Source organism: Blastomonas sp., assembly GCF_046294995.1.
GTDB lineage: Bacteria > Pseudomonadota > Alphaproteobacteria > Sphingomonadales > Sphingomonadaceae > Blastomonas.
Genome location: NZ_JBKBOG010000015.1, coordinates 60,855 through 80,943 on the forward strand (window position 1 = coordinate 60,855; position 20,089 = coordinate 80,943).

Sequence of the window (20,089 nt, forward strand, 5' to 3'; positions counted from 1 at the left end):
CCTGATAGTGTGCCAAGCGTCTGTTTTTATTAACCTTGATAGCGAATTGCCCATGCCGCTTCAGCATCCGCTATCCATCGCGTGGTCGACATCGTCCGATCAGCGCAGCGACGCGTTCGACACATACCGCGATTCACTGTCCGATATTTTCGACGTCGTCGGTGTGGCGAACGATGGGCGCAAGGGCTTTACCAGCCAGACCAACGTCACCCGCTTTGGGGCGAGCGTGATCGGTCGCGGGCAATCGGTCGGTCAGACCTTCGTGCGGGATGCACAGCGCGTGCGCCAGTCCGGGCTCGATCATGTCATGATGGTGGTCAATCTGTCGGACGGCATCGGAGATTTCGACGGCCGAGAGGTCCGGTCAGGTGGTGGGTCGGTCCAACTGCGCGATCTGGCGCGCCCCTCGTCGGTGCAAACGAGCGCGGTCGATATCGTCAACCTTATCGTGCCGCGCCACATGCTGCCATCCTGGCTGCTCGGGCAGCGCTTTCATGGATTGACGCTGCCGGGCGATAGCGCGGGTGCGCGGCTGATTGGCTCGCACCTGCTCATGCTTGCGACGGTCAGCAATGACCTTTCCGAAGACGAAGGCATTGCAGCGGTCGAAGCCACGTTCATCATCGCCGAGCGTTTTCTGGGGCGCGACCCGGTCACCTCACCGATCCACACCCAGGCGATCCACCGGACCATCCGGCGCCGTGCGATGCATGTCTTCGACAGCCTGCCTCCGCGCAGCGCGACGAGCGTGGATAATGTCGCGCGCATGATCGGGGTATCGCGCAGCAGCCTCTACCGCGCCTTCGAGCCGATGGGCGGCGTTCTCAAATATGTCCGCCAGCGGCGGCTGGACCGGGTCTATGCGGCTTTGCGTTCGCCCAACAGACAGCCCGGAACGATCGACGGCATGGCCCGCGAACATGGCTTCAGCAGCGGCGAGCAGTTGGCGTCCGCATTCTACAGACGCTTTGACATCCGCGCCGAGGACATCGCCCCTGCCCCTCGGCAATCGCTGAACGGCAGGCGCAACCCGGCACCGGGCGCGATGGACCATGCCGCCCATGACGTCTTCATCGACTGGTTGCGGATCGGCGAGGCGATCTGAGAGGGGAGCGCGAGGCGTGGGGCTCAGCTTCCGTCGCAGCGATCACACCCGCCAGTCGATCCAGTCGCCATAGGGGTGACAGACCGCAAGCAGCCGGGTCGAACCCTGGGGCCACAGCGTCAAGGTCAGGTGCACCTGCCGCCGCGTGAGGTTCCACTCGAATGCGATCCTGGCCAGCGGGCGCTTGGCATCGGCCCGTTGCCCCGCCTCGCGGAACATCCTGCCAAAGGCCTTGCGCTCCGCACGCGTGAAATACTGCACCACCATCGAGTGGATCACCACACGGCAGGTTCCGGCAGCCTGCGGTTCGGCGAGCCGTTCGGCGAGCCACGGCCGCGCATCGGCGCATTCGACATCGGGCACCGCATGGCGGGCGATGTCGAGCGCCTGCTCGAGCCGGTTGGTGCGCCGGGGCTGGTCCGCCCAGACATACGCCATCAACCGCTCGCGCGTGGCCGCATCGCGCGGATCGAGCGGATTGAGATCGACGCCGCGCGCCGAGACGATCTCAAGCGGCTGGCTGGGCGGTGCGCTGCCGCTCCATACGGGCGCGATGAGCACCTGCGACGTGGTATTGCCGGCAACAGTGCCGCCCAGCACATAGCCATAAAGATCGAGATTGAGGTTCAACCCGCAACTCGCACCGACCTCGATCAGCGCAGCGGGCATGCCGGTTTCCTGACGCACGACCATCAACGCTGCCGCCAATGCGGCGGCACGGCCGACCTCGTTGGTCTGCGTAGGGTTGCGCATCCAGTTGGCGATGAACCGGTCCTCGGTCTGAAACACGGTGGCGAGCGCAGCGTCGAAATCATTGTGGCAATGGTTGAAGAGCGCCTGCAGCACCGGCGGCGTGCCACGCCGGGCGAGCGCGTGCACCGCCGAATTGAGCCGCAGCCCCAGCGCGGCAGCAGCAGCATCGCCCTGCCAGTTGCCAATCAGCGCGGCGGTGCGCGGGGCATACGCCAGCTGGCGTTCAGCGGCTGCCAGAACCTCTGCGACAAACGGCGAGCCGAGCAGGCGCGCGCGCTGCGCCTGGCGCCGCAATTCAGAGCGACCACCGGGATGCACGATCATGTTCATGTCAAATTCCCCGTGCACATGGGATATTGCCAGACCAGGCGCGCGGCCCCGCACGAAAGCCGGTCTCACGGCAGAAGCGAGGCGGCGCAACCATGGCTCCGTCACCTAGCGAAGCGTTCTAGAAGCTGCTCCATTCGTCTGCAGAATCGGGCCTGACCAAAGCCGCCACGGCTGCAGCGGGGAGATCGCGCGTGGGGCCGCCGAAACGCGCCGACGCGTTGCCTGCCGCCTTGTGCCGCACCGGCGCGCCGACGTTGAACTGGCCCGCCTGCTCGGCAAGGTTGGTGACTTCGCCTGCCAGGTTGCGCGCTGCTGCGGAGGTCTGCTCGACCATCGCGGCGTTCTGCTGGGTGGCGTGATCCATCGTGCCGATCGCGTTGCTGACTTCGCCGATGGTCTGCGATTGCGCGTTGTTGTCATCGGCGATCCGTCCGAGCAGAGCATGCACCTCGCGGACATCGCCCGAGATATTGGCCAGCGCCGAATCGACTTTCTGCACCATGTTCACGGCCGAACCGATCTCGTCCTGGGTGGCGGTGAGCTGGTCGCGGGCGCGGCCCGCTTCTTCTTCGGCCCGCATCGCAAGCGCGCTGACCAGATCGGCGACGACCGCAAAACCGCGCCCCGCCTCGCCAGCCCGGCCTGCCTCGACTGCGGCGTTCATCGCCAGAACGCGGGTCTGGAAGGCGATCTTGTCGAGACCTTCGATGACGCTATCGATGCCCTTGGCGCTTTCGCTGACCCGGCTCATCGCGTTGACCGCTTCGTCGGCGACGTGGCGGCCATTGGCCACGGTGTCGATGGCACCATTGGCGCGTTCGACCGTCTGGGTTGCTGCCTGGGCAGTCGCCTTGAGCCGCTGGTCCATCTGGTTGACTGCAGCCGAAGTTTCTTCGAGGCTGGCAGCATTGGCTTCGGTGCGCCGTGCCAGATCTTCCGATGCGTGGGCGATTTCGTTCGAGCCGGTGCGGATCGTCGCTGCGGCTTCGGCAACCGATGCGATCAGTGTACGCAAGCCGTTGATAGCATTGTTGAAATTGCTCTTGACCGTGGCGTATTCGGGGGCGAACTCCGCATCGATCTTCGCGGTGAGATCGCCGCGCGACAGCCGTCCGAGTTCGCGTTCGAGCGCCTCGACCACCACGAGCTGCGACGCCTTGGTGCGCTCGAAATAAATGGTTATCGAAAGTTCCAGATCGAGCAAAGCCGCCTTCATGACCGCGATCGTCAGCTCGATGTCGGACGATTTACCGGGCAGCAGGCGCTTGAGGCGCGATCCGCTCGACAGGCCGCGGAAGAGTTCCTCGAGCATCACCGCATAAGCGCCGATGTACCAGCGCGGCTCGAGCCCGATCAACGCATGGCGTTCACCGATGCGGCGCACGCTTTCGTAATAGGCGTCGTCGAACTGACCGCTGGCAACCTGGTTCCAATGTCGTGACTGCGCGCCCTTCGCGCTGCCGATGTGCTTTTCGTCCTTGAAGAAGCGCATCGTCTGCGGGGTGTTGCGCACATGCGTGTAGAACCGGTCGAGCGCGCGCGGCATGATCGCCTCGATCCGCGAACGGGCTGCGGCCAGCAATGATCTTTGCTTGCTGTCGAAACCTGCGAAGTCGAGCCGCGACGTCATCTCGGTATTGGGCATATAGGCTATTCCTTTGATAAAACTGGGGTCACGCAAAAGCGCGGGTGGCTATGCCCCGTGCGTGGCTGCGCGCCTGTCTTGCGCCTTTCTGCGCAGTCGCAGGCATCCCCGCCGCTGATGCCGGTTGGCCGGTGTCGATCGCAAAGGCTGCGGCCTGGCTGTTCAATCCATCGACTTCGCTCATCAGGTTGCTTGCCGCGGCGCTGGTCTGCTCGACCATGGCGGCATTTTGCTGGGTGGTCTGATCCATCGTTGCGATCGCGGAATTGATCTCGGTGACCGCCTGGGATTGGGTCTGGTTGTCTTCGGCCATGCTGCCGAGCAACGCGTGCACCTCGCTCACGCCTTCGGTGATTTCCACCAGCGCGCCATCGACCCGCTCCACCGCGTGGACAGCTGTGCCGATTTCCGCCTGGGTCACGGTCAGCTGGTCGCGTGCCAGCTTGGCTTCCTCCTCCGCGCGCATCGCAAGCGCGCTCACGAGATCGGCCACCACCGCAAATCCTCGCCCGGCATCGCCGGCCCGTCCGGCTTCGACCGCCGCGTTCATCGCCAAGACGCGCGTCTGGAAAGCGATCTTGTCGAGTCCTTCGATCACGCTGTCGATGCCCTTGGCGCTCTCGCTGACCCGGCTCATCGCCTGCACGGCTTCGATGGTTATGGAGCGCCCGCCACCGACCACCGTGATGGCGGCATCGGCACGTTCGACCGTCTTGTGCGCCGCCAGCGCGCCCTGCTTGAGCCGTTGGTCGATCTGCGCCAGCGCGGCAGCGGTTTCTTCCAGGCTCGCGGCGGTGTTTTCCGTCCGCCGGGCGAGATCCTCGGATGCCAGCGAGATTTCCCGGGACCCTGTCCCGATCGCCTCGGCGCTGACCGAAACCGCAGCGATCATCTGGCGAAGGCTTGTCACCGCTTCGTTGAAATTGGTCTTCAACGCGGCATATTCGGGTGGGAAGGCCGCGGTGACTTCCGTGGTCAGATCACCCTGCGACAGGCTTGCCAGATGCCCGGCCAATATTCGCACGACCTCCGCCTGTTCCCGTGCCTGAACCTGCTGGGCCACCGAGGCATCACGAAATCCCGCCATGCCCCGGCAAATCCGGCCGACGCAGTCCTGGAGTTCAATAAACTGGATGGGCGATGAGAGATCTCCGGCGGCAAGCGCCTCCATCCGCACCGTGGTGATGACGTACGGATCCGCAATGGTCCGCCGATAGAAGGCGCTCAGCGGCACCGCGACCAGCGTTGCGACGAAACCTGCACCCGCCATCAGCATATCGCCTGCGATCAGGCCGATCAGACAGATGAGCGCAAGCGGCATGACCATCGAACCGAAGGCCACGAGAAGCTTGGTGCGGATGGGAGCGACGTGGGTAAACCATTCCATGATCGATGAGGCACCTTCAGCGCGACCGCCGCCAGGAGCTGCAGATCGTCAAATTCCATTGCCTGTTATTATAGGAGGCGCATCGAAACGCGGGTGACGTTGGCCAGCAAATTCTTGGTCGAGGCGCTGCATCGGTATGGGCTGATGTAGCGTCGCAGCAGCCAGGGGCGATTGCGCCCAGCTATGCCCGGAAATGGTGCGCCCGACAGGATTCGAACCTGTGGCCCCCAGATTAGGAATCTGATGCTCTATCCTGCTGAGCTACGGGCGCGCCGGGGCTGTTTAGCCAGCGCGGGGCGGCAAGGCAACGGCGATTGCGGTGCCGCATCGCCTGCGACCGTTCAATTCTGGGCGTCGGGGGGGATCACCGGGAACGGCAGCGGAGCGACCGCGACGCCTTCCTCGATCAGCGCGGCGGCCTCTTCGGGGTCCGCTTGCCCGTGGATCGGCACGTGATCCTCTTCCCCGTAGTGCATCGCCCGCGCACGATCGGCAAAATCGCCGCCGACCCAGGTCGACTGGCTGAGTGCCTTCGCCTGGGCTTGCGCCAGCGCGCTGAGCACCGCGCGCATTTTGGCAACATCCGCAGGCGGCGGGGTGGCGTTGCTGACGGCGACAGCGGGGGTTGCTGGCGCTGCCGGTTCCGGTTCGCCGGGCGTGGAGAGTAGCGCTGTCCGCTGGTTGCCCTTGGCGTTAAGGCGCGGTGCCATCACTGCCTTGGTGACATCGGTCGAGCCGCAAAACGCACAGGCCACAAGCCCGCGCGCGCGCTGGTCCTCATAGGCCTGGCTCGACGCAAACCACACCTCGAACACATGGTCATGCGCACATTTGAGGTCGAAGACGATCATGTCGCCCCCTCACCCCCGAGTACGGCGTCTCTGACAGGGCGGCGGTTGGCGATCACGGGGACGCGCGCGCGCACTTCGGCGATGCGGCCCATTGGCAAATCCATGAACGCCAACCCCGGCGCATCACCCATGTCGAGCAGCACGTCACCCCACGGATCGACCACCAGGCTGTGGCCATAAGTGGTGCGGCCATCGGCATGGGTGCCGGTCTGCGCGGCAGCGACGACGAAGCAGGCGCTCTCGATCGCCCTTGCCCGCAGCAGCACATGCCAGTGCGCCTCGCCGGTCGGCACGGTAAACGCGGCCGGAACCGCGACGATGTCGGCCCCTGCGCGGCTGAGCGCGGCATAGACGGCGGGAAAGCGGATGTCGTAGCAGATCGAAAGGCCCAGCACCGCGCCCGGAAGTTGCACCGCCACCGCCTGGTCGCCGCCTGCATAGACCGAGGATTCGCGCCAGCTTTCGCCCGAGGCAAGATCGACATCGAACAGGTGGATCTTGTCGTAGCGCGCCGCGATATTGCCGTCTGGCGCGATGACGAACGCGCGGTTGCGCCATTTGTCGCTCGCGCCATCACCGCGGACCGCCAGCGATCCGAGATGGACCCACAGTCCCGCTTCTGCCGCAGCGGCGCGCACTGCGGCCAGCGTGCCGTCATCATTCTCATGCCGGATGTTCCCGGCGGCACGCGCACGGTTGCGATCGAGCATGTTCGACATCTCGGGCGTGAAAAGAATATCCGCGCCGCCTGCCTTCGCCCGCGCCACCGCATCGGTCAGCACAGCGGCATTCTCCGCAGGATCGAAGCCCGCATTCATCTGGAGAACGGCGATTTTCATGGGCGTGTCAGAGACCCAGCAGCGGATCAAGCTTTCCGGCGCGGTCGAGGGCGGCGAGTTCATCCGATCCGCCGACATGGTTTCCATCGATGAAGATCTGCGGGACGGTCGACCGCCCGCCCGCCCTGCGGATCATCTCGGCACGCTTTTCGCCGCCCATCGAGATTTCAACTTCGTCAAACGCGACGCCCTTGGCGTCCAGCAAAGACTTTGCCCTGTAGCAATACGGGCACGTGAACTTCGTGTAGATTTCGATCCTGGCCATGGTTCATATTTGGGCCAATTTCGCACAATTGCAACCGTCCTGGCGCAGATTCGCGCCGAGATCAGGGCGTATCGGCCTCATCGCCTTCGCGCAGCACCCGCGCCCAGCAAAAAATGGTGACACGCGCCGCGCCCGCCTGCTTGAGCAGCCTGACGCAGGCGTTGGCCGTAGCGCCGGTGGTATAGACATCATCGACCAGCAGAACATGCCTGCCCGCGATCAGCGCGCGGCGGCTTGCGGGAATAGCGAACACCCCGCGCACCGCGATGGCACGCTGCTTGCGCGTCATGCCCTTGAGCGGCGGGGTCGCGCGGACGCGGCGCAGGACATCGGTTTCGACCGGCCATCCACGCCTGGCCGCGAGCGCCCGCGCGATCAGGATCGACTGGTTGAACCCGCGCTGCCACAGCCGCCAGCGGTGCAACGGGACGGGGACGAACACGATATCGCTTCCGTCTGCAGGCAGGTGCCGCTCCAGATGCCGCGCCACCAACCGGGCAAGGCCGATCTTGCCGCCATGCTTGAGCCGCAGCACGATCGAACGCGACAGGTCGTCATACAGCACCGCGGCCTTGATGCCGTCGTGCTGCGGGGGCTTGGCGAGGCACTCGGCGCAGACCAGATCATCGTCGCGACCATCGGCAAAGGGCTTGCCGCACGATGCGCACGCCGGATCGCTGATGAAGCGCAATTTGCCCCAGCAATCGCCGCAGAACTGCAGATCGCCTTGCACCAGCACCCCGCAACCGGGGCAGCGCGGCGGCAGTACCAGATCGACCAAAGGTTTGAGGACAGAGACGGCAAGGCTCATCCCCTCTTGTCGCGCAGGCCATGCCCCGGCACAAGGCCGTGATGAGCGACGAACCCGCCCCCCGCATCCTGTTCTCGGCCCACCGGCGTCGGCTGGCCATGGCGCGCGGGTTGCAGATGGCCAAGCTGCATGGCGGCGCTTTCCTCGCCGAGCATATGGCCGACGAGATCGTCGAGCGGCTTGGCTGGATCAACCGCAGCTTTGCCGATGCGCTGGTGATCGGCCATGCGCCCGCGATGCTGCTGGCGGCGCTCGATGCACGCGGGTTGAAAGTGACGCTCGCCGGGCCGATTGGCCGCGATATCGAATGCGACGAAGATGCGCTGCCCTTTGCACCTGCATCGTTCGATCTGGTGATCGCGATCGGCACGCTCGACAGCGTCAACGACCTTCCCGGCGCGCTGATCCAGATCAACCGCAGCCTGCGTCCCGATGGGTTGATGATGGCAGCGCTGATCGGCGCAGGATCGCTGCCGCGGCTCAAGGCGGCGATGCTGACAGCAGACGAGGCGACCGGACGCGGGGTCGCTGCGCACATCCATCCGCAGATCGATGTCCGCGCGGCGGGCGACCTGTTGCAACGCGCGCGCTTTGCGATGCCGGTGGCGGACAGCGATACGCTGAGCGTGCGTTATTCCTCGCTGCCCGCATTGGTGCGCGACCTGCGCTGCCATGGCTGGACCAACGTGCTGACCTCGGCCGCGCCGCCGCTGGGCAAGCGCGCGCTGATCGCAGCGTTGCAGACCTTCGCCAAGGCGGCGGACGAGGACGGCAAGACGGCCGAGCGGTTCGAGATCGTGTATCTGAGCGGCTGGGCCCCCTCGCCCGATCAGCCCAAGCCGGCAAAACGCGGAAGCGCGACAACATCGCTGGCGGGTGTGCTCGACAAATCGGCCAAGCGCTAAGCGGTTTGCAGTGCGGTGACGCCGGTGCTAAAACGCGCCGACAAGGAGTTATCGACATGATCCAGCATCACCGCTGAGGCGGCATGACACCTGCGTGATGGCACATGCACGGACACGTGCCCGTCACCCCCGCGATCATATCGGAAAAAACACATGCAAAGACTGACAGGCAAATTGTGCGTCATCACTGGCGCGGCACGGGGCATTGGTGCGGCGATCGCGCGGCGTTTTCAGCAGGAAGGCGCGTCGGTCGTCATCACCGACATCGATGAACTGGACGGAGCGGCGCTGGCCGCTGACATCGGCGCAAGGTTCATCAAGCTCGACGTCGCGAGCGAAGCCGACTGGGCTGCGCTGCAGGCCGCAGTTCCAGTTGCCGACGTGGTGGTCAACAACGCCGGGATCACCGGCTTCGAGCATGGCGCCGCGCAGCACGATCCCGAACATGCCAGCCTTGAAGACTGGCGTGCGGTGCACGCCGTCAATCTCGACGGCACGTTCCTGGGGTGCCGCTATGCCATCGCCGCGATGAAGGACAAGGGTACCGGTTCGATCATCAACATCTCGTCACGCTCAGGGCTGGTGGGCATTCCGCTCGCTGCCGCCTACGCCTCGTCCAAGGCTGCGATTCGCAACCACAGCAAGAGCGTGGCGCTGTATTGCGCGCAGCAGGGCTGGCAGATCCGCTGCAATTCAATCCACCCCGCCGCGATCCTCACCCCGATGTGGGAGACGATGCTGGGCGACGGCCCCGACCGCGCCGAGCGGATGGCCGCGATGGTCGCCGACACGCCGTTGAAGCGCTTCGGCACGGTCGAGGAGGTCGCCGCGATCGCCGCGATGCTCGCCGCCGATGAATCGTCTTATGTCACCGGCAGCGAGTTCAACATCGACGGCGGGCTGCTGGCGGGATCGGCAGCCTCACCCGGCTAGACCGTCGGCAGCACGTAATCCTTGAACTGGTCGCGCAGCGCGGTCTTGAGCAGCTTGCCGGTGGCGGTGTGCGGCAGCTCGTCCACGAAGACGATGTCGTCGGGCAACCACCATTTGGCGACGTGCTGGGTCAGGTGGTCGAGGATCGCCTGCTTGCTGGGGCTGGTGCCCGGCTTGGCGACGACCAGCAGCAGCGGGCGCTCGTCCCATTTGGGGTGCGGCATGCCGATCGCCGCGGCTTCGGCCACGTCCGGCATGCCCACGGCTGCGTTCTCCAGATCGACCGAGCTGATCCACTCGCCGCCCGACTTGATCACGTCCTTGGCGCGGTCGGTGATCTGCATCACGCCATCGGGGTGGATCACCGAAACATCGCCGGTGTCGAACCAGCCATCCTCGGTCAGCGCGTCTTCCTCCGCCTTGAAATAGCGCTTGATGATCCACGGGCCCTTGATCTGCAGCCGCCCGCTGGTCTTGCCATCGCGGGGCAGGATGTTGCCGTCCTCATCGACCACGCGCAGTTCGACGCCAAACGGAACCCGGCCCTGTTTGGTGACGAGGTCGAGCTGTGCTTCGAAGCTCAGATCGTCCCAATCGGGCGACGGCGCGCCCATCGTGCCGATCGGCGAGGTCTCGGTCATCCCCCAGGCGTGGTTCATCCGCGCGCCCATCTTCATGATCCGCTCGCACATCGCGCGCGGCGCAGCCGACCCGCCTATGGTGACGACCTGCAGATATTCAGGCTTTTGCCCCGTGGCATCGATATGCGCGAACATCGCCAGCCATACCGTGGGCACGCCCGCCGAGTGCGTGACCTTTTCCTCGTTCATCAACGTGCACAGCACCGCAGGATCGTTGACCGCCGAGAACACGAACTTGATCCCCGCTGCCGCGCCCGCGAACGGCAGGCCCCAGGCAGCGGCGTGGAACATCGGCACCACCGGCAGCGCGACGGCCTGCGTCGAGAGGCTGAACACCGCAGGCTGCATTTCGGCGAGCGCGTGGATCACCGTCGAGCGATGCTCGTAGAGCACGCCCTTGGGGTTGCCGGTGGTGCCCGAGGTGTAGCACAGCATGCACGGATCGCGCTCCGAGCCTTCGTGCCAGCGATAGTCCGCATCGCCCGTATCCAGCAGCGCCTCGAAGCCTTGAGCGGACGATCCGGCATGCGGATCGAAGCAGACATAATGCTCGATCGTCGTCCAGCGGTCCCTCATCTTGTCGATGATCGGCTGGAACATCGCGTCATAGCACAGCACCTTGTCCTCGGCGTGGTTGGCGATGTATTCGAGCTGCTCCTCGAACAGCCGCGGGTTGATCGTGTGGATCACCCCGCCCATGCCGATCGTGCCGTACCATGCGACCAGATGGCGGCTGTGGTTCATCGCCAGCGTGGCGACGCGGTCACCAGGCTGCACGCCCATTGCTGACAGCGCGCTCGCCAGTCGTCTTGCGTCGCGGGCGATGCCTGCCCAATGCGTGCGGGTCTGGCTACCGTCGGCCCAGTGGCTCACGATCTCGCGGGTGCCGCTTTCCCGCTCGGCGTGGTCGAGCAAGCGCATCACGCGAAGTTCGTAGTCCTGCATTCCACCGGTAATCATCTGTCTCTCCTGGCCATGGCCCACATTGCGGGGCGCACTTGTATCCAGGTCAGAAACCCCGAAGCGGCGCTTAAGTCAACTCACCAGGCGCAGTTCGGGGCGCTGCGAGGCGAAGGATTCGACATGGCGCACCGCAATCCCGTCGAGCGCCCGCAGCGCTTCGATCGTCTTTGCGTCCAGCCGGAAGCGGTTGCCGAGCTTGACCGGCATCACCCGGCCTTTGCCCATGATCAGCCGGGCGTGGAGTTCGTCCTGCCCGCCGCCGGGATCGCCCACCAGCTGCGAGAGTTGCGTCAGCGCCTCGGGACGCAGCACGTCGATGCTTGCCCGGTGACGGAGCGTCACCTTGATCTGGTCGAGTGGCTGCGCGCGGCGGATCGTGGCACGTGGCGCCTGGTCCTCGCTCGAGCGGTCGAATTCGAGCTCGATCAGCAGGCAGGCGGACTGGCTGGCCCATTCGGGCATGGCCGCGACGATGTCGTCGTCGAACGAACTGGCCGAGAATTGGCCGCTCTCGTCCGACAGATCGACCATCACGAACGCGTTGCCGCGCTTGCTCTGACGCCGGTTGCAGCCTTCTACCAGCGCTGCAACCTTGACGGTCTTGCGCTCGCCGACGCGGACATCCATCGTCTCGACAACCTGTTGGTAAGGCCGTGCGCCTTGTGACCGGGCGGTCGCTTCGAACTCGGTGACCGGGTGTGCCGAGAAGAAGAACCCGAATGCGTCGCGCTCGCGGGTCATTCGCTCGCCCATCGCCCAGGGCTTGGATGCAGGGAGCCGCAGCGACTGGCCCGGTTGCTGGACATCGCCAAACAGACCGCCCTGCCCGCTGGTGCGCTGGCGGTGTGCCTCTGCGGCGACCGCAAGCACCATGTCCGCCCCGCCATAGACGGCGGACCGCTCGATCTCGAACCCGTCAAAGGCACCGGCAGCCGCAAGGCTTTCGATTTGCCGCTTGTTGACCAGCCCGGCATCGACCCGGTCGGCAAATTCGCCCAAAGATGCGAACGCGCCACCTGCGACGCGCGAGGCGACGACGGCATCCATCGCCTTCTCGCCAACATTCTTGAGGCCAGCCAGCGCATAGCGCACCGCAAGGCCGTCGGCTGTCTCCTCGACCGAGAACTCCGCCTCGCTGGCATTGATGCAGGGCGGCAGGCAGGCGACGCCCATCCGCCGCATATCGTCGACGAAGATGTTGAGCTTTTCGCTCTGGTGCATGTCGAAGCACATCGATGCGGCGAAGAATTCGTGCGGGTAATGCGCCTTGAGCCAGGCAGTCTGGTACGCAAGCAGCGCATAGGCGGCAGCGTGCGATTTGTTGAAGCCGTAGCCTGCGAACTTGTCGATCAAATCGAACAGCTCGTTGGCCTTTTTGCTGTCGATATTGTTGCGGCCCGCGCCTTCAACGAAGCGGCCGCGCTGCTGGTCCATCTCGGCCTTGATCTTCTTGCCCATCGCGCGGCGCAGCAGGTCGGCATCGCCGAGCGAATAGCCCGCGAGCACCTGCGCTGCCTGCATCACCTGTTCCTGATAGACGATGATGCCATAGGTTTCCTTGAGGATGTCCTCGAGCAAGGGGTGCGGATAGGTGATCGTCTCACGGCCGTTCTTGCGCGCGCCGAAACTGGGGATGTTGTCCATCGGGCCCGGACGGTAGAGCGAGACCAGCGCGATGATGTCGCCGAACGCGGTCGGCTTCACCTGCGCCAGCGTACGGCGCATGCCTTCGGATTCGAGCTGGAAAACGCCGACGGTATCGCCGCGCTTGAGCAGCTCGTAGACCCCGGCATCGTCCCAGGGCAGCGTGCTGAGATCGACAGTGATGCCGCGCCTCGCCAGCATCTCGGTCGCCTTGTGCAGCACCGAGAGCGTCTTGAGCCCGAGAAAGTCGAACTTCACCAGCCCTGCGATTTCGACATATTTCATGTCGAACTGGGTCACCGGCATGTCCGATCGCGGATCGCGATACAAGGGCACCAGCTGCGCCAACGGACGGTCGCCGATCACGACGCCGGCGGCGTGGGTCGAGCTGTGCCGCGGCAAGCCTTCAAGCTGCATCGCCAGGTCGAACAGCCGTTTGACCTCGGCATCGTCGCGGTATTGCTGACGCAGCTCGTCGACGCCTGCAAGCGCGCGGTCGAGCTTCCACGGGTCGGTGGGGTGGTTGGGAACAAGCTTGCACAGCCCGTCGATCCGGCCATAGCCCATCTGCAGCACGCGGCCGGTATCGCGCAGCACCGCGCGCGCCTTCAACTTACCAAAGGTGATGATCTGCGCGACGTGATCGCGGCCATATTTCGCCTGGACGTAGCGGATCACCTCGCCGCGCCGCGTTTCGCAAAAGTCGATATCGAAGTCGGGCATCGAGACGCGTTCGGGGTTGAGGAAGCGTTCGAACAGCAGCCCCAGCTTGAGCGGATCGAGATCGGTGATGGTCAGCGCCCAGGCGACGACCGAGCCCGCACCCGAACCGCGTCCCGGCCCCACCGGAATGTTGTGATCCTTGGCCCATTTGATGAAGTCGGCCACGATCAGAAAATAGCCCGGAAAACCCATCCCGACGATCACGTTGACCTCGAACTCGAGCCGCGCAAAATAGACCTTGCGCTCTTCCTCGCTCTGGTCGGTATAGGTCGACAGCCGCATCTCGAGCCCGGCGAACGCATCGGCGCGCAGCTGCGCGGCCTCGCCCTCGAGGTCGCCTGCAAGGCTGGGCAGGATCGGCTTGCGCTTGGGCGGGGCGAAGGCGCAGCGCTGCGCCACCACTATCGTGTTGACCAATGCCTCGGGCAGATCGCTGAACAGTTCGCGCATCATCGGCGCGGACTTGATCCACGCCTCGGGCGAACTGCGCACGCGGTTGGCCGCGCCGACATATTCGCCGCGCGCAATGCACAGCATCGCATCATGCGCCGCGTGGAAACCGGGGTCCGAATAGCAGGCGGGGTTGGTGGCGACGATCGGCAGGCCCCGCGCATAGGCAAGGTCGAGCAGCGCGGTCTCGGCCAGCGTCTCGATCTCCTCACCACGGCGGCAAAGTTCGATATACAGCCGGTCGCCGAACAGGCTTTGCAGCCGGTCGCAATAGGCCTCGGCAGCGTCAGCCTGGCCAGCGGCAAGCAGGCGAACCAGCGCGCCCTCGCCGCCCGCAGTCAATGCGATCACACCCTCGGTGCGGCCTTCGAGCCTTTCGAACGGCACGTGCGCGGGAAGCTCGAGCGGGCGGTCGAGATGCGCGTGCGACACCAGATCGCACAGATTGTCATAGCCTTGCGGGTTCTGGGCATAGAGCGCCAGCCAGTCGAGCACCGGCGCCGAACCTGCGACATCCGGGCGCGCCACGCACAGCAAGGTGCCGACGATCGGCTGGATGCCGCTTTCCATGCAGCCATCGGCAAACTGCATGCCGGCATACAGCCCGTTGCGGTCCGCCAGTGCGATCGCCGGAAATCCGCGCGCGTGCGCCGTCTTGGCAATCGCCTTGGGCTCGATCGCGCCTTCGAGCATGGTGTATGCCGAGAATACGCGAAGCGGGACGAAGGGTTCATAGGCCATAGGGTATTGGTATCGCCTTCATCGCGATTCTTGGAAGCAGGATCACTCGCCGGTGGATAAATCCTGCGCGGCAATCTTGCGCCGCACATCGCGCACCGTCGACCAGATGCCGTACAGGATCAGCGCGCCGAGGAAGAACCATACCCAGAGCGGAATGTCCTTGCCGACGATCGCCAGATAGACATAGGCCGAGACGAAGCACGCGCCCGCGCACATCACCGGCAGCAGCGTCGGCTTGCCTGCGCGCGCATTGCGCACGAGCCAGGCGATGCTGGCGAGAAACAGCGGGATCGCGCCGACATAGATCGACGCGAAAATCCACGGATTGACGCCATATTGCGCCCCGAGTGCGTTGGCCCAGGTGCTGATGGCTTCGATCATTTCCATATTCCCCTGTCACTTGCTCGTCACCCCCGCGCACGCGGGGGTCCCGCTTCAGCGGTCCGGTGCCATAATAGCGGGATTCCCGCTTTCGCGGGAATGACGAAAAAGCATAGCAGGAAATTCGCCTTTAAACCGTCCCCGGTTACAGCAGCTTTTCGATATCCGCCTTGAGCTGCTCGGGCTTGATCATCGATCCATAGCGCGCGACGACGTTGCCCTTGCGGTCGACAAGGAACTTGGTGAAGTTCCACTTGATCGTGCGGCTGCCCATCAGGCCCGCCTGCTGGCTCTTGAGATACTTCCACAGCGGGTCGGCCTCTTCGCCGTTCACCGCAATCTTCTTCGACAGCGGGAAAGTGACGTCATAGGTCAGCGAGCAGAAATTCCTGATCTCTTCCGCGTCGCCGGGCTCCTGCGCGCCGAACTGGTTGCAAGGGAAACCCAGCACCTCGAACCCACGGTCCTTGAACTCGCGGTGCAGCGCCTCAAGTCCTTCATACTGAGGCGTAAACCCACATTTCGATGCCGTGTTGACGATCAGCAGCACCTGCCCTTCATACTCCGAAAGCGGCTTGGTGCTGCCATCGGGCAGCGGCATCGTGAATTCGAAAACGTTCATGCGATCCTTCCATCGTGCAGGCGGACAACCCGGTCCATGCGCGTGGCCAGTCTTTCGTTATGGGTGGCCACCAATGCCGCGCTGCCTTCCTCCCTTACAAGATGGAGGAACTCTGCGAACACTATGTCTGCGGTCGCCTCGTCCAGATTTCCGGTCGGTTCGTCGGCCAGAACCACCTTTGGCCGGTTGGCCAGTGCCCTGGCGACGGCCACCCGCTGCTGTTCGCCGCCCGAAAGCTGCGTCGGCCGATGGTCGAGCCGCTGCCCCAATCCCAACCGCGTCAGCAGTTCGGCTGCACGGTCGGATGCGGCGGCGCGGGTCTGCCCGATGATCAGCTGCGGCAGCACGACGTTTTCGCGCGCGGTGAAATCGGGCAGCAGATGGTGGAACTGATAGATGAAGCCCAACGCCGTCTTGCGCAGTAGCGTGCGACCGTTGCTGTTCAGCTGCGATGCCTCCTCGCCAGCGATGCGGATCGATCCGGTAAACCCGCCCTCGAGCAGGCCGACCGCTTGCAGCAGCGTCGACTTGCCCGATCCCGACGGTCCGAGCAGGCCGACGATCTCGCCCGGCGCCACCGCAAGGTCGACGCCCTTGAGCACGTCGATGGTCACCCCGCCCTGCACGAAGCTGCGGCGAACGCCGTTCAAGTAGATGACCGCATCACTCATAACGCAACACCTGCACAGGATCGGTCGAGGACGCCTTGAGCGCCGGATAGAGCGTCGCAAGGAAGCTGAAGATCATCGCCATCGCGGTGATCCCCAGCACCTCCATCGGATCGGTGCGGCTGGGCAGTTCGGTCAGGAAGCGGATCGACGGGTCCCACAGTTCCTGGCCGGTGACCAGTTGGACGAACATGACAATGCTCTGCCGGAAATGGAGGAAGACGAAGCCCAGCCCCAGCCCGGCAAGCGTGCCCAGCGACCCGATGATCAGGCCGACGGTGATGAAGATCTTGAGCAGCGACTTTCGGCTCGCTCCCATCGTGCGCAGGATCGCGATGTCGCGGGTCTTGGCGCGCACCAGCATGATCAGCGACGACAGGATGTTGAACACCGCGACCAGGATGATGATCGACAGCACAATGAACATCGCCACCCGCTCCACCGCCAGCGCCTCGAACAATGAGGCGTTGATGGTGCGCCAATCGGAAATGATCGCCTGCCCGCGCAGCCGTTCTTCGAGCGGAGCCAGTATCTCGCGGACCTTGTCGGCGTCGCGGGTGGTGACCTCGATCATCCCGACCTCGTCGCCGAGCAGCAGCAGAAGCTGCGCATCGCGCATCGGCATGATGACGAACGCCTTGTCGTAATCGTAGATCCCGATCTCGACGATGGCTGCGACTTCGTAGAGGATTTCGCGCGGGACGGTGCCAAACGGCGTCGAACGGCCTGCGGGATTGATGATGGTGATGCTGTCGCCGATGCGCACGCCCAGGTTCTGCGCCAACCGCGACCCGATCGCGACCTTCGACGCGCCTGCCTTGAGCTCCGAGATCGACCCCAGCACCGTCTTGTCCTTGAGCGCCGCGATATCGGGCGCGTCGGTGCCGCGCACCAGGATCGCCTCGACCCGGCCGTCATAATTGACCAGCAACGGCTGCTCTATCAGCGGCGATGCCGCAACGACGCCTTCGATCTTGCGCGTTTCGGCAAGAATTTCCTGCCAGTTCTTCAGCCGCCCGCCATAGCCCTGGACCACCGCATGGCCGTTCAGGCCGACGATCTTGTCGAGCAGTTCGGCGCGGAAGCCGTTCATCACGCTCATCACGATGACCAGAGCGGCGACGCCCAGCATCACCGCAATCAGGCTGATACCCGCGACCAGAAAGATGAACGCCTCGCCGCGCCCGGGCAGCAGATAACGCTTGGCGATCGTCCATTCGAATGTGGACAGCATAAAGGTGTACCGGACCTTTCGGATGGCTGGCGCGGCCTTGTCGGCTGCGGTTGCAATTGGGTTATGGCTCTAGCCAGCCCATAAGGAACTGACAATGCCGGATGCCGCATGGCTGTTGCACAATGAACACAGAATGGACCAAAAATGGAGGCAAGTCGCGAATAACCCTAGCGTCCGACGCCGCATTACGGAATCATGACAACGCGGATCAAGCGGCTACGGCCATGGGTTCGGGGATAGTTTCCGTCGGTTTGGGGAAAGCGGCGGTTACCAGGGTCTTGATATTGCGAGCTTGGCGAAAATGCCAAATGCGCGCGACAAGAGACCTGATAAAGAGCGTCCGGGTCTTGGGGGCCGGACGCTCTTTTTTCGTCTGGAGCAGACGCCAGGACCGCACACGCCAGCCCCTTCGGCTCTGCAATTTTTCTTCTTGAAACCGTTCTTGCTGATCCTAAATTTGCGGTTGTGAGCCACGCCAACCGGGTGGTTCACTGTTGCCGGAGCGCCGCAGATGCGGGCTTCAAACCTATGAAATCGCTTTTATAAAGGATTTTGGATATGAACCGTTTGGACTTTACCCCCTATCGCCGCACGACCGTTGGCTTTGACCGGCTGTTCGACTTGCTGGAAAATCAGGCACGGGCTGCACAGGGCGATAATTACCCGCCGTTCAACATCGAGCGCAACAGCGATGACGCCTACCGCGTCACCATTGCGGTCGCGGGCTTCAAGGCTGAAGAGATCGACATCACCGCGCAGCAAAACCTGCTGGTGGTATCGGGTCGCAAGCCTGCCGAGACCGAATCGCGCGGCAACTTCCTCCACATGGGCATCGCCAACCGCAACTTCGAGCGCCGCTTCGAACTCGCCGATTTCGTGCGGGTAAGCGACGCTGGACTCGAAGATGGCCTGCTGACCATCGACCTGGTCCGCGAAGTGCCCGAGGCGATGAAGCCCAAGAAGATCACGATCAGCAACGGTACGCCCAAGCTGTCGGTGGTCGAAGGCAACGCCAAGGAAGAGGGCGACGTCAAGGCGGCCTGATGCCGCGACGTTCCTGGTAAAAGGGTAGACTGCAACGGGGTGGGTCGGCAACGGCCCACCCTTTTTGCTGTTGGCGCGCCATCTAATACAACCCGTCTGGTCGACCGATTTAAAGCTCTCCCCCTTGATGGGGGAGGGTTGGGTGGGGGTGATCTCTCCGTATTGAGCGAAGGGTGCGATGCTGCCCCCGCACACCCAGCCGCACCATCACCCTCACCGCTGCGATTAAGGCAGCAAGCTGCCAAGTCTCGCTGCCTCTCCCATCAAGGGAGAGGCAAAATGGGGCACTGTTCCACCGAACAAGCCAAACCACCCCAAACAGAAGAGGGCGAGCCGTTGCAGGCCCGCCCTCCGCGCCCGCTCAGGACGCTGCTTTTTCCGGAGCAGGGGATTGGCCGGGTCGCATTTACCGCACCCCTACCCCGGAAAAATCGTGAATGTGGTCACCCCGCGCCACTTGGGGCGCGGGGTTATCTCCGGGGCCGGGTTCGGCCGGGTCGCATTAACCTTGCCCAACCCCGGAAAACTGAAAAACATGTGCGCCAGGCTCAGGCGGCTTCGGATATCTCCAGCAACGTGTCGCGGTCGATGATCTTCACCCTGCCCTGCTCCAGCTCGATCAATCCCGCGTCCGACCAGGCCGACAGCTGACGGTTAATCTGTTCGCGTGACAATCCCGCGAACGTTCCAAGCTCGCTCTGGCTCAGGTCCAGCTTGAGCTTGCCTTCCTTCGCCCCCGAAACCATCAGGCGCAGCAGATAGCGCGCCAGCCTTGGTCCCGATGTGAAGGCGCGGTCCGCCTCGATCACGTCATTGGCCTGCCGCAGCCGTTTGGCCATCACCCGCAGCATCCGCCGTGGCATCGCTACATGGCGCTCGGCAATTTCCTCGAACGCCGGCCGTGACAGCGACAGCGCGGTGAGTTCGGTCAGCGCCTCGATCGATGCCGTGCGCGATCCACCATCCAGAAACGCGATCTCGCCAATCACATAGCCGGGCTCTGCATAGTCCAGCACAATCTCATGGCCGTTGCTGGCGACCATGCTGACGCGGGCAAATCCGGTCAGGATGATCAACAGATTGTCGCCCTCATCACCCTGGCCCATGATTTCCTGGCCCTTGCGATAGCGCACGAAGTGGCCCCGCAGGATGAT

General features: G+C 64.1%; 18 protein-coding genes and 1 tRNA gene. 4 read left to right on the top strand and 15 right to left on the bottom strand.

Features of this window, described 5'->3' with window-relative positions; all coding sequences use genetic code 11:
- The first annotated feature begins 52 nt into the window (after positions 1 to 52).
- The gene (locus tag ACK4R0_RS14185; RefSeq protein ID WP_409675223.1) at positions 53 to 1,105 is read left to right on the top strand and encodes a hypothetical protein; all 1,053 of its coding nucleotides are present in this window, start codon (positions 53 to 55) and stop codon (positions 1,103 to 1,105) included.
- A gap of 42 nt (positions 1,106 to 1,147) precedes the next feature.
- Here ACK4R0_RS14185 and ACK4R0_RS14190 read toward each other — a convergent pair whose 3' ends face one another.
- From ACK4R0_RS14190 to ACK4R0_RS14225, 8 genes are all read right to left on the bottom strand, one after another.
- The gene (locus tag ACK4R0_RS14190) at positions 1,148 to 2,188 is read right to left on the bottom strand and encodes a DUF2332 domain-containing protein (protein ID WP_409675226.1); all 1,041 of its coding nucleotides are present in this window, start codon (positions 2,186 to 2,188) and stop codon (positions 1,148 to 1,150) included.
- A 118-nt stretch (positions 2,189 to 2,306) separates the two neighbouring features.
- Positions 2,307 to 3,833: a protoglobin domain-containing protein gene (locus tag ACK4R0_RS14195; protein WP_409675229.1), complete on the bottom strand. Its 1,527-nt coding sequence runs from the start codon at positions 3,831 to 3,833 to the stop codon at positions 2,307 to 2,309.
- Positions 3,834 to 3,861: 28 nt separating this feature from the next.
- Positions 3,862 to 5,220, bottom strand: a complete 1,359-nt coding sequence (locus tag ACK4R0_RS14200) for a methyl-accepting chemotaxis protein (protein WP_409675232.1) — start codon at positions 5,218 to 5,220, stop codon at positions 3,862 to 3,864.
- Positions 5,221 to 5,414: 194 nt separating this feature from the next.
- A tRNA-Arg gene (locus ACK4R0_RS14205) sits at positions 5,415 to 5,491 on the bottom strand.
- A 70-nt stretch (positions 5,492 to 5,561) separates the two neighbouring features.
- Entirely contained in the window at positions 5,562 to 6,071 is a 510-nt protein-coding gene (locus ACK4R0_RS14210) for a DUF1178 family protein (protein ID WP_409675235.1), read from the bottom strand.
- Positions 6,068 to 6,910, bottom strand: coding sequence for a carbon-nitrogen hydrolase family protein (locus tag ACK4R0_RS14215; RefSeq protein WP_409675238.1), 843 nt, complete (start codon positions 6,908 to 6,910; stop codon positions 6,068 to 6,070). Before ACK4R0_RS14215 ends, ACK4R0_RS14210 begins: the two co-directional genes overlap by 4 nt.
- Before the next feature lie 7 nt (positions 6,911 to 6,917).
- Positions 6,918 to 7,175 carry a glutaredoxin 3 gene (gene grxC / locus ACK4R0_RS14220; RefSeq protein WP_409675241.1) on the bottom strand — a complete coding sequence of 86 codons (258 nt, stop codon included), beginning with the start codon at positions 7,173 to 7,175 and terminating at the stop codon, positions 6,918 to 6,920.
- Positions 7,176 to 7,236: 61 nt separating this feature from the next.
- Complete coding sequence (locus ACK4R0_RS14225; RefSeq protein ID WP_409675244.1) at positions 7,237 to 7,986, bottom strand: ComF family protein; 750 nt, start codon at positions 7,984 to 7,986, stop codon at positions 7,237 to 7,239.
- A 41-nt stretch (positions 7,987 to 8,027) separates the two neighbouring features.
- Here ACK4R0_RS14225 and ACK4R0_RS14230 point away from each other — a divergent pair, with 41 nt between their 5' ends.
- Positions 8,028 to 8,891, top strand: coding sequence for a class I SAM-dependent methyltransferase (locus ACK4R0_RS14230; RefSeq protein ID WP_409675248.1), 864 nt, complete (start codon positions 8,028 to 8,030; stop codon positions 8,889 to 8,891).
- Positions 8,892 to 9,044: 153 nt separating this feature from the next.
- A complete protein-coding gene (locus ACK4R0_RS14235; protein ID WP_409675251.1) occupies positions 9,045 to 9,824 on the top strand; it encodes an SDR family oxidoreductase in 780 nt (259 codons plus the stop codon).
- Here the strand turns inward: ACK4R0_RS14235 and ACK4R0_RS14240 are convergent.
- From ACK4R0_RS14240 to ACK4R0_RS14265, 6 genes are all read right to left on the bottom strand, one after another.
- Positions 9,821 to 11,425 carry a long-chain fatty acid--CoA ligase gene (locus ACK4R0_RS14240; protein WP_409675254.1) on the bottom strand — a complete coding sequence of 535 codons (1,605 nt, stop codon included), beginning with the start codon at positions 11,423 to 11,425 and terminating at the stop codon, positions 9,821 to 9,823. The genes ACK4R0_RS14235 and ACK4R0_RS14240 overlap by 4 nt on opposite strands.
- A 75-nt stretch (positions 11,426 to 11,500) precedes the next feature.
- Complete coding sequence (dnaE, locus tag ACK4R0_RS14245; protein WP_409675257.1) at positions 11,501 to 14,986, bottom strand: DNA polymerase III subunit alpha; 3,486 nt, start codon at positions 14,984 to 14,986, stop codon at positions 11,501 to 11,503.
- Between the two features lie 42 nt (positions 14,987 to 15,028).
- Positions 15,029 to 15,367, bottom strand: coding sequence for a hypothetical protein (locus ACK4R0_RS14250; protein WP_409675260.1), 339 nt, complete (start codon positions 15,365 to 15,367; stop codon positions 15,029 to 15,031).
- A gap of 145 nt (positions 15,368 to 15,512) precedes the next feature.
- Positions 15,513 to 15,989, bottom strand: a complete 477-nt coding sequence (locus tag ACK4R0_RS14255; RefSeq protein ID WP_409675263.1) for a glutathione peroxidase — start codon at positions 15,987 to 15,989, stop codon at positions 15,513 to 15,515.
- Positions 15,986 to 16,660, bottom strand: a complete 675-nt coding sequence (locus tag ACK4R0_RS14260) for an ABC transporter ATP-binding protein (RefSeq protein WP_409675266.1) — start codon at positions 16,658 to 16,660, stop codon at positions 15,986 to 15,988. The genes ACK4R0_RS14255 and ACK4R0_RS14260 overlap by 4 nt, the downstream gene beginning before the upstream one ends.
- Positions 16,653 to 17,891: a lipoprotein-releasing ABC transporter permease subunit gene (locus ACK4R0_RS14265; protein ID WP_409675269.1), complete on the bottom strand. Its 1,239-nt coding sequence runs from the start codon at positions 17,889 to 17,891 to the stop codon at positions 16,653 to 16,655. The genes ACK4R0_RS14260 and ACK4R0_RS14265 overlap by 8 nt, the downstream gene beginning before the upstream one ends.
- A 558-nt stretch (positions 17,892 to 18,449) precedes the next feature.
- Here ACK4R0_RS14265 and ACK4R0_RS14270 point away from each other — a divergent pair.
- Positions 18,450 to 18,935 carry an Hsp20 family protein gene (locus ACK4R0_RS14270; protein WP_409675272.1) on the top strand — a complete coding sequence of 162 codons (486 nt, stop codon included), beginning with the start codon at positions 18,450 to 18,452 and terminating at the stop codon, positions 18,933 to 18,935.
- A gap of 548 nt (positions 18,936 to 19,483) precedes the next feature.
- On the opposite strand, the gene ACK4R0_RS14275 is transcribed toward ACK4R0_RS14270, so the two are convergent.
- On the bottom strand, positions 19,484 to 20,089 hold a 606-nt coding region (locus ACK4R0_RS14275), incomplete at its 5' end, for a Crp/Fnr family transcriptional regulator (RefSeq protein WP_409675275.1).

Bases quoted from the DNA above. Each gene is read 5' to 3' on its own strand.
- ACK4R0_RS14185 (WP_409675223.1), top strand. From the start codon at position 53: ATGCCGCTTCAGCATCCGCTATCCATCGCGTGGTCGACATCGTCCGAT.
- ACK4R0_RS14190 (WP_409675226.1), bottom strand. From the start codon at position 2,188: ATGAACATGATCGTGCATCCCGGTGGTCGCTCTGAATTGCGGCGCCAG.
- ACK4R0_RS14195 (WP_409675229.1), bottom strand. From the start codon at position 3,833: ATGCCCAATACCGAGATGACGTCGCGGCTCGACTTCGCAGGTTTCGAC.
- ACK4R0_RS14200 (WP_409675232.1), bottom strand. From the start codon at position 5,220: ATGGAATGGTTTACCCACGTCGCTCCCATCCGCACCAAGCTTCTCGTG.
- ACK4R0_RS14210 (WP_409675235.1), bottom strand. From the start codon at position 6,071: ATGATCGTCTTCGACCTCAAATGTGCGCATGACCATGTGTTCGAGGTG.
- ACK4R0_RS14215 (WP_409675238.1), bottom strand. From the start codon at position 6,910: ATGAAAATCGCCGTTCTCCAGATGAATGCGGGCTTCGATCCTGCGGAG.
- grxC (WP_409675241.1), bottom strand. From the start codon at position 7,175: ATGGCCAGGATCGAAATCTACACGAAGTTCACGTGCCCGTATTGCTAC.
- ACK4R0_RS14225 (WP_409675244.1), bottom strand. From the start codon at position 7,986: ATGAGCCTTGCCGTCTCTGTCCTCAAACCTTTGGTCGATCTGGTACTG.
- ACK4R0_RS14230 (WP_409675248.1), top strand. From the start codon at position 8,028: ATGAGCGACGAACCCGCCCCCCGCATCCTGTTCTCGGCCCACCGGCGT.
- ACK4R0_RS14235 (WP_409675251.1), top strand. From the start codon at position 9,045: ATGCAAAGACTGACAGGCAAATTGTGCGTCATCACTGGCGCGGCACGG.
- ACK4R0_RS14240 (WP_409675254.1), bottom strand. From the start codon at position 11,425: ATGATTACCGGTGGAATGCAGGACTACGAACTTCGCGTGATGCGCTTG.
- dnaE (WP_409675257.1), bottom strand. From the start codon at position 14,986: ATGGCCTATGAACCCTTCGTCCCGCTTCGCGTATTCTCGGCATACACC.
- ACK4R0_RS14250 (WP_409675260.1), bottom strand. From the start codon at position 15,367: ATGATCGAAGCCATCAGCACCTGGGCCAACGCACTCGGGGCGCAATAT.
- ACK4R0_RS14255 (WP_409675263.1), bottom strand. From the start codon at position 15,989: ATGAACGTTTTCGAATTCACGATGCCGCTGCCCGATGGCAGCACCAAG.
- ACK4R0_RS14260 (WP_409675266.1), bottom strand. From the start codon at position 16,660: ATGAGTGATGCGGTCATCTACTTGAACGGCGTTCGCCGCAGCTTCGTG.
- ACK4R0_RS14265 (WP_409675269.1), bottom strand. From the start codon at position 17,891: ATGCTGTCCACATTCGAATGGACGATCGCCAAGCGTTATCTGCTGCCC.
- ACK4R0_RS14270 (WP_409675272.1), top strand. From the start codon at position 18,450: ATGAACCGTTTGGACTTTACCCCCTATCGCCGCACGACCGTTGGCTTT.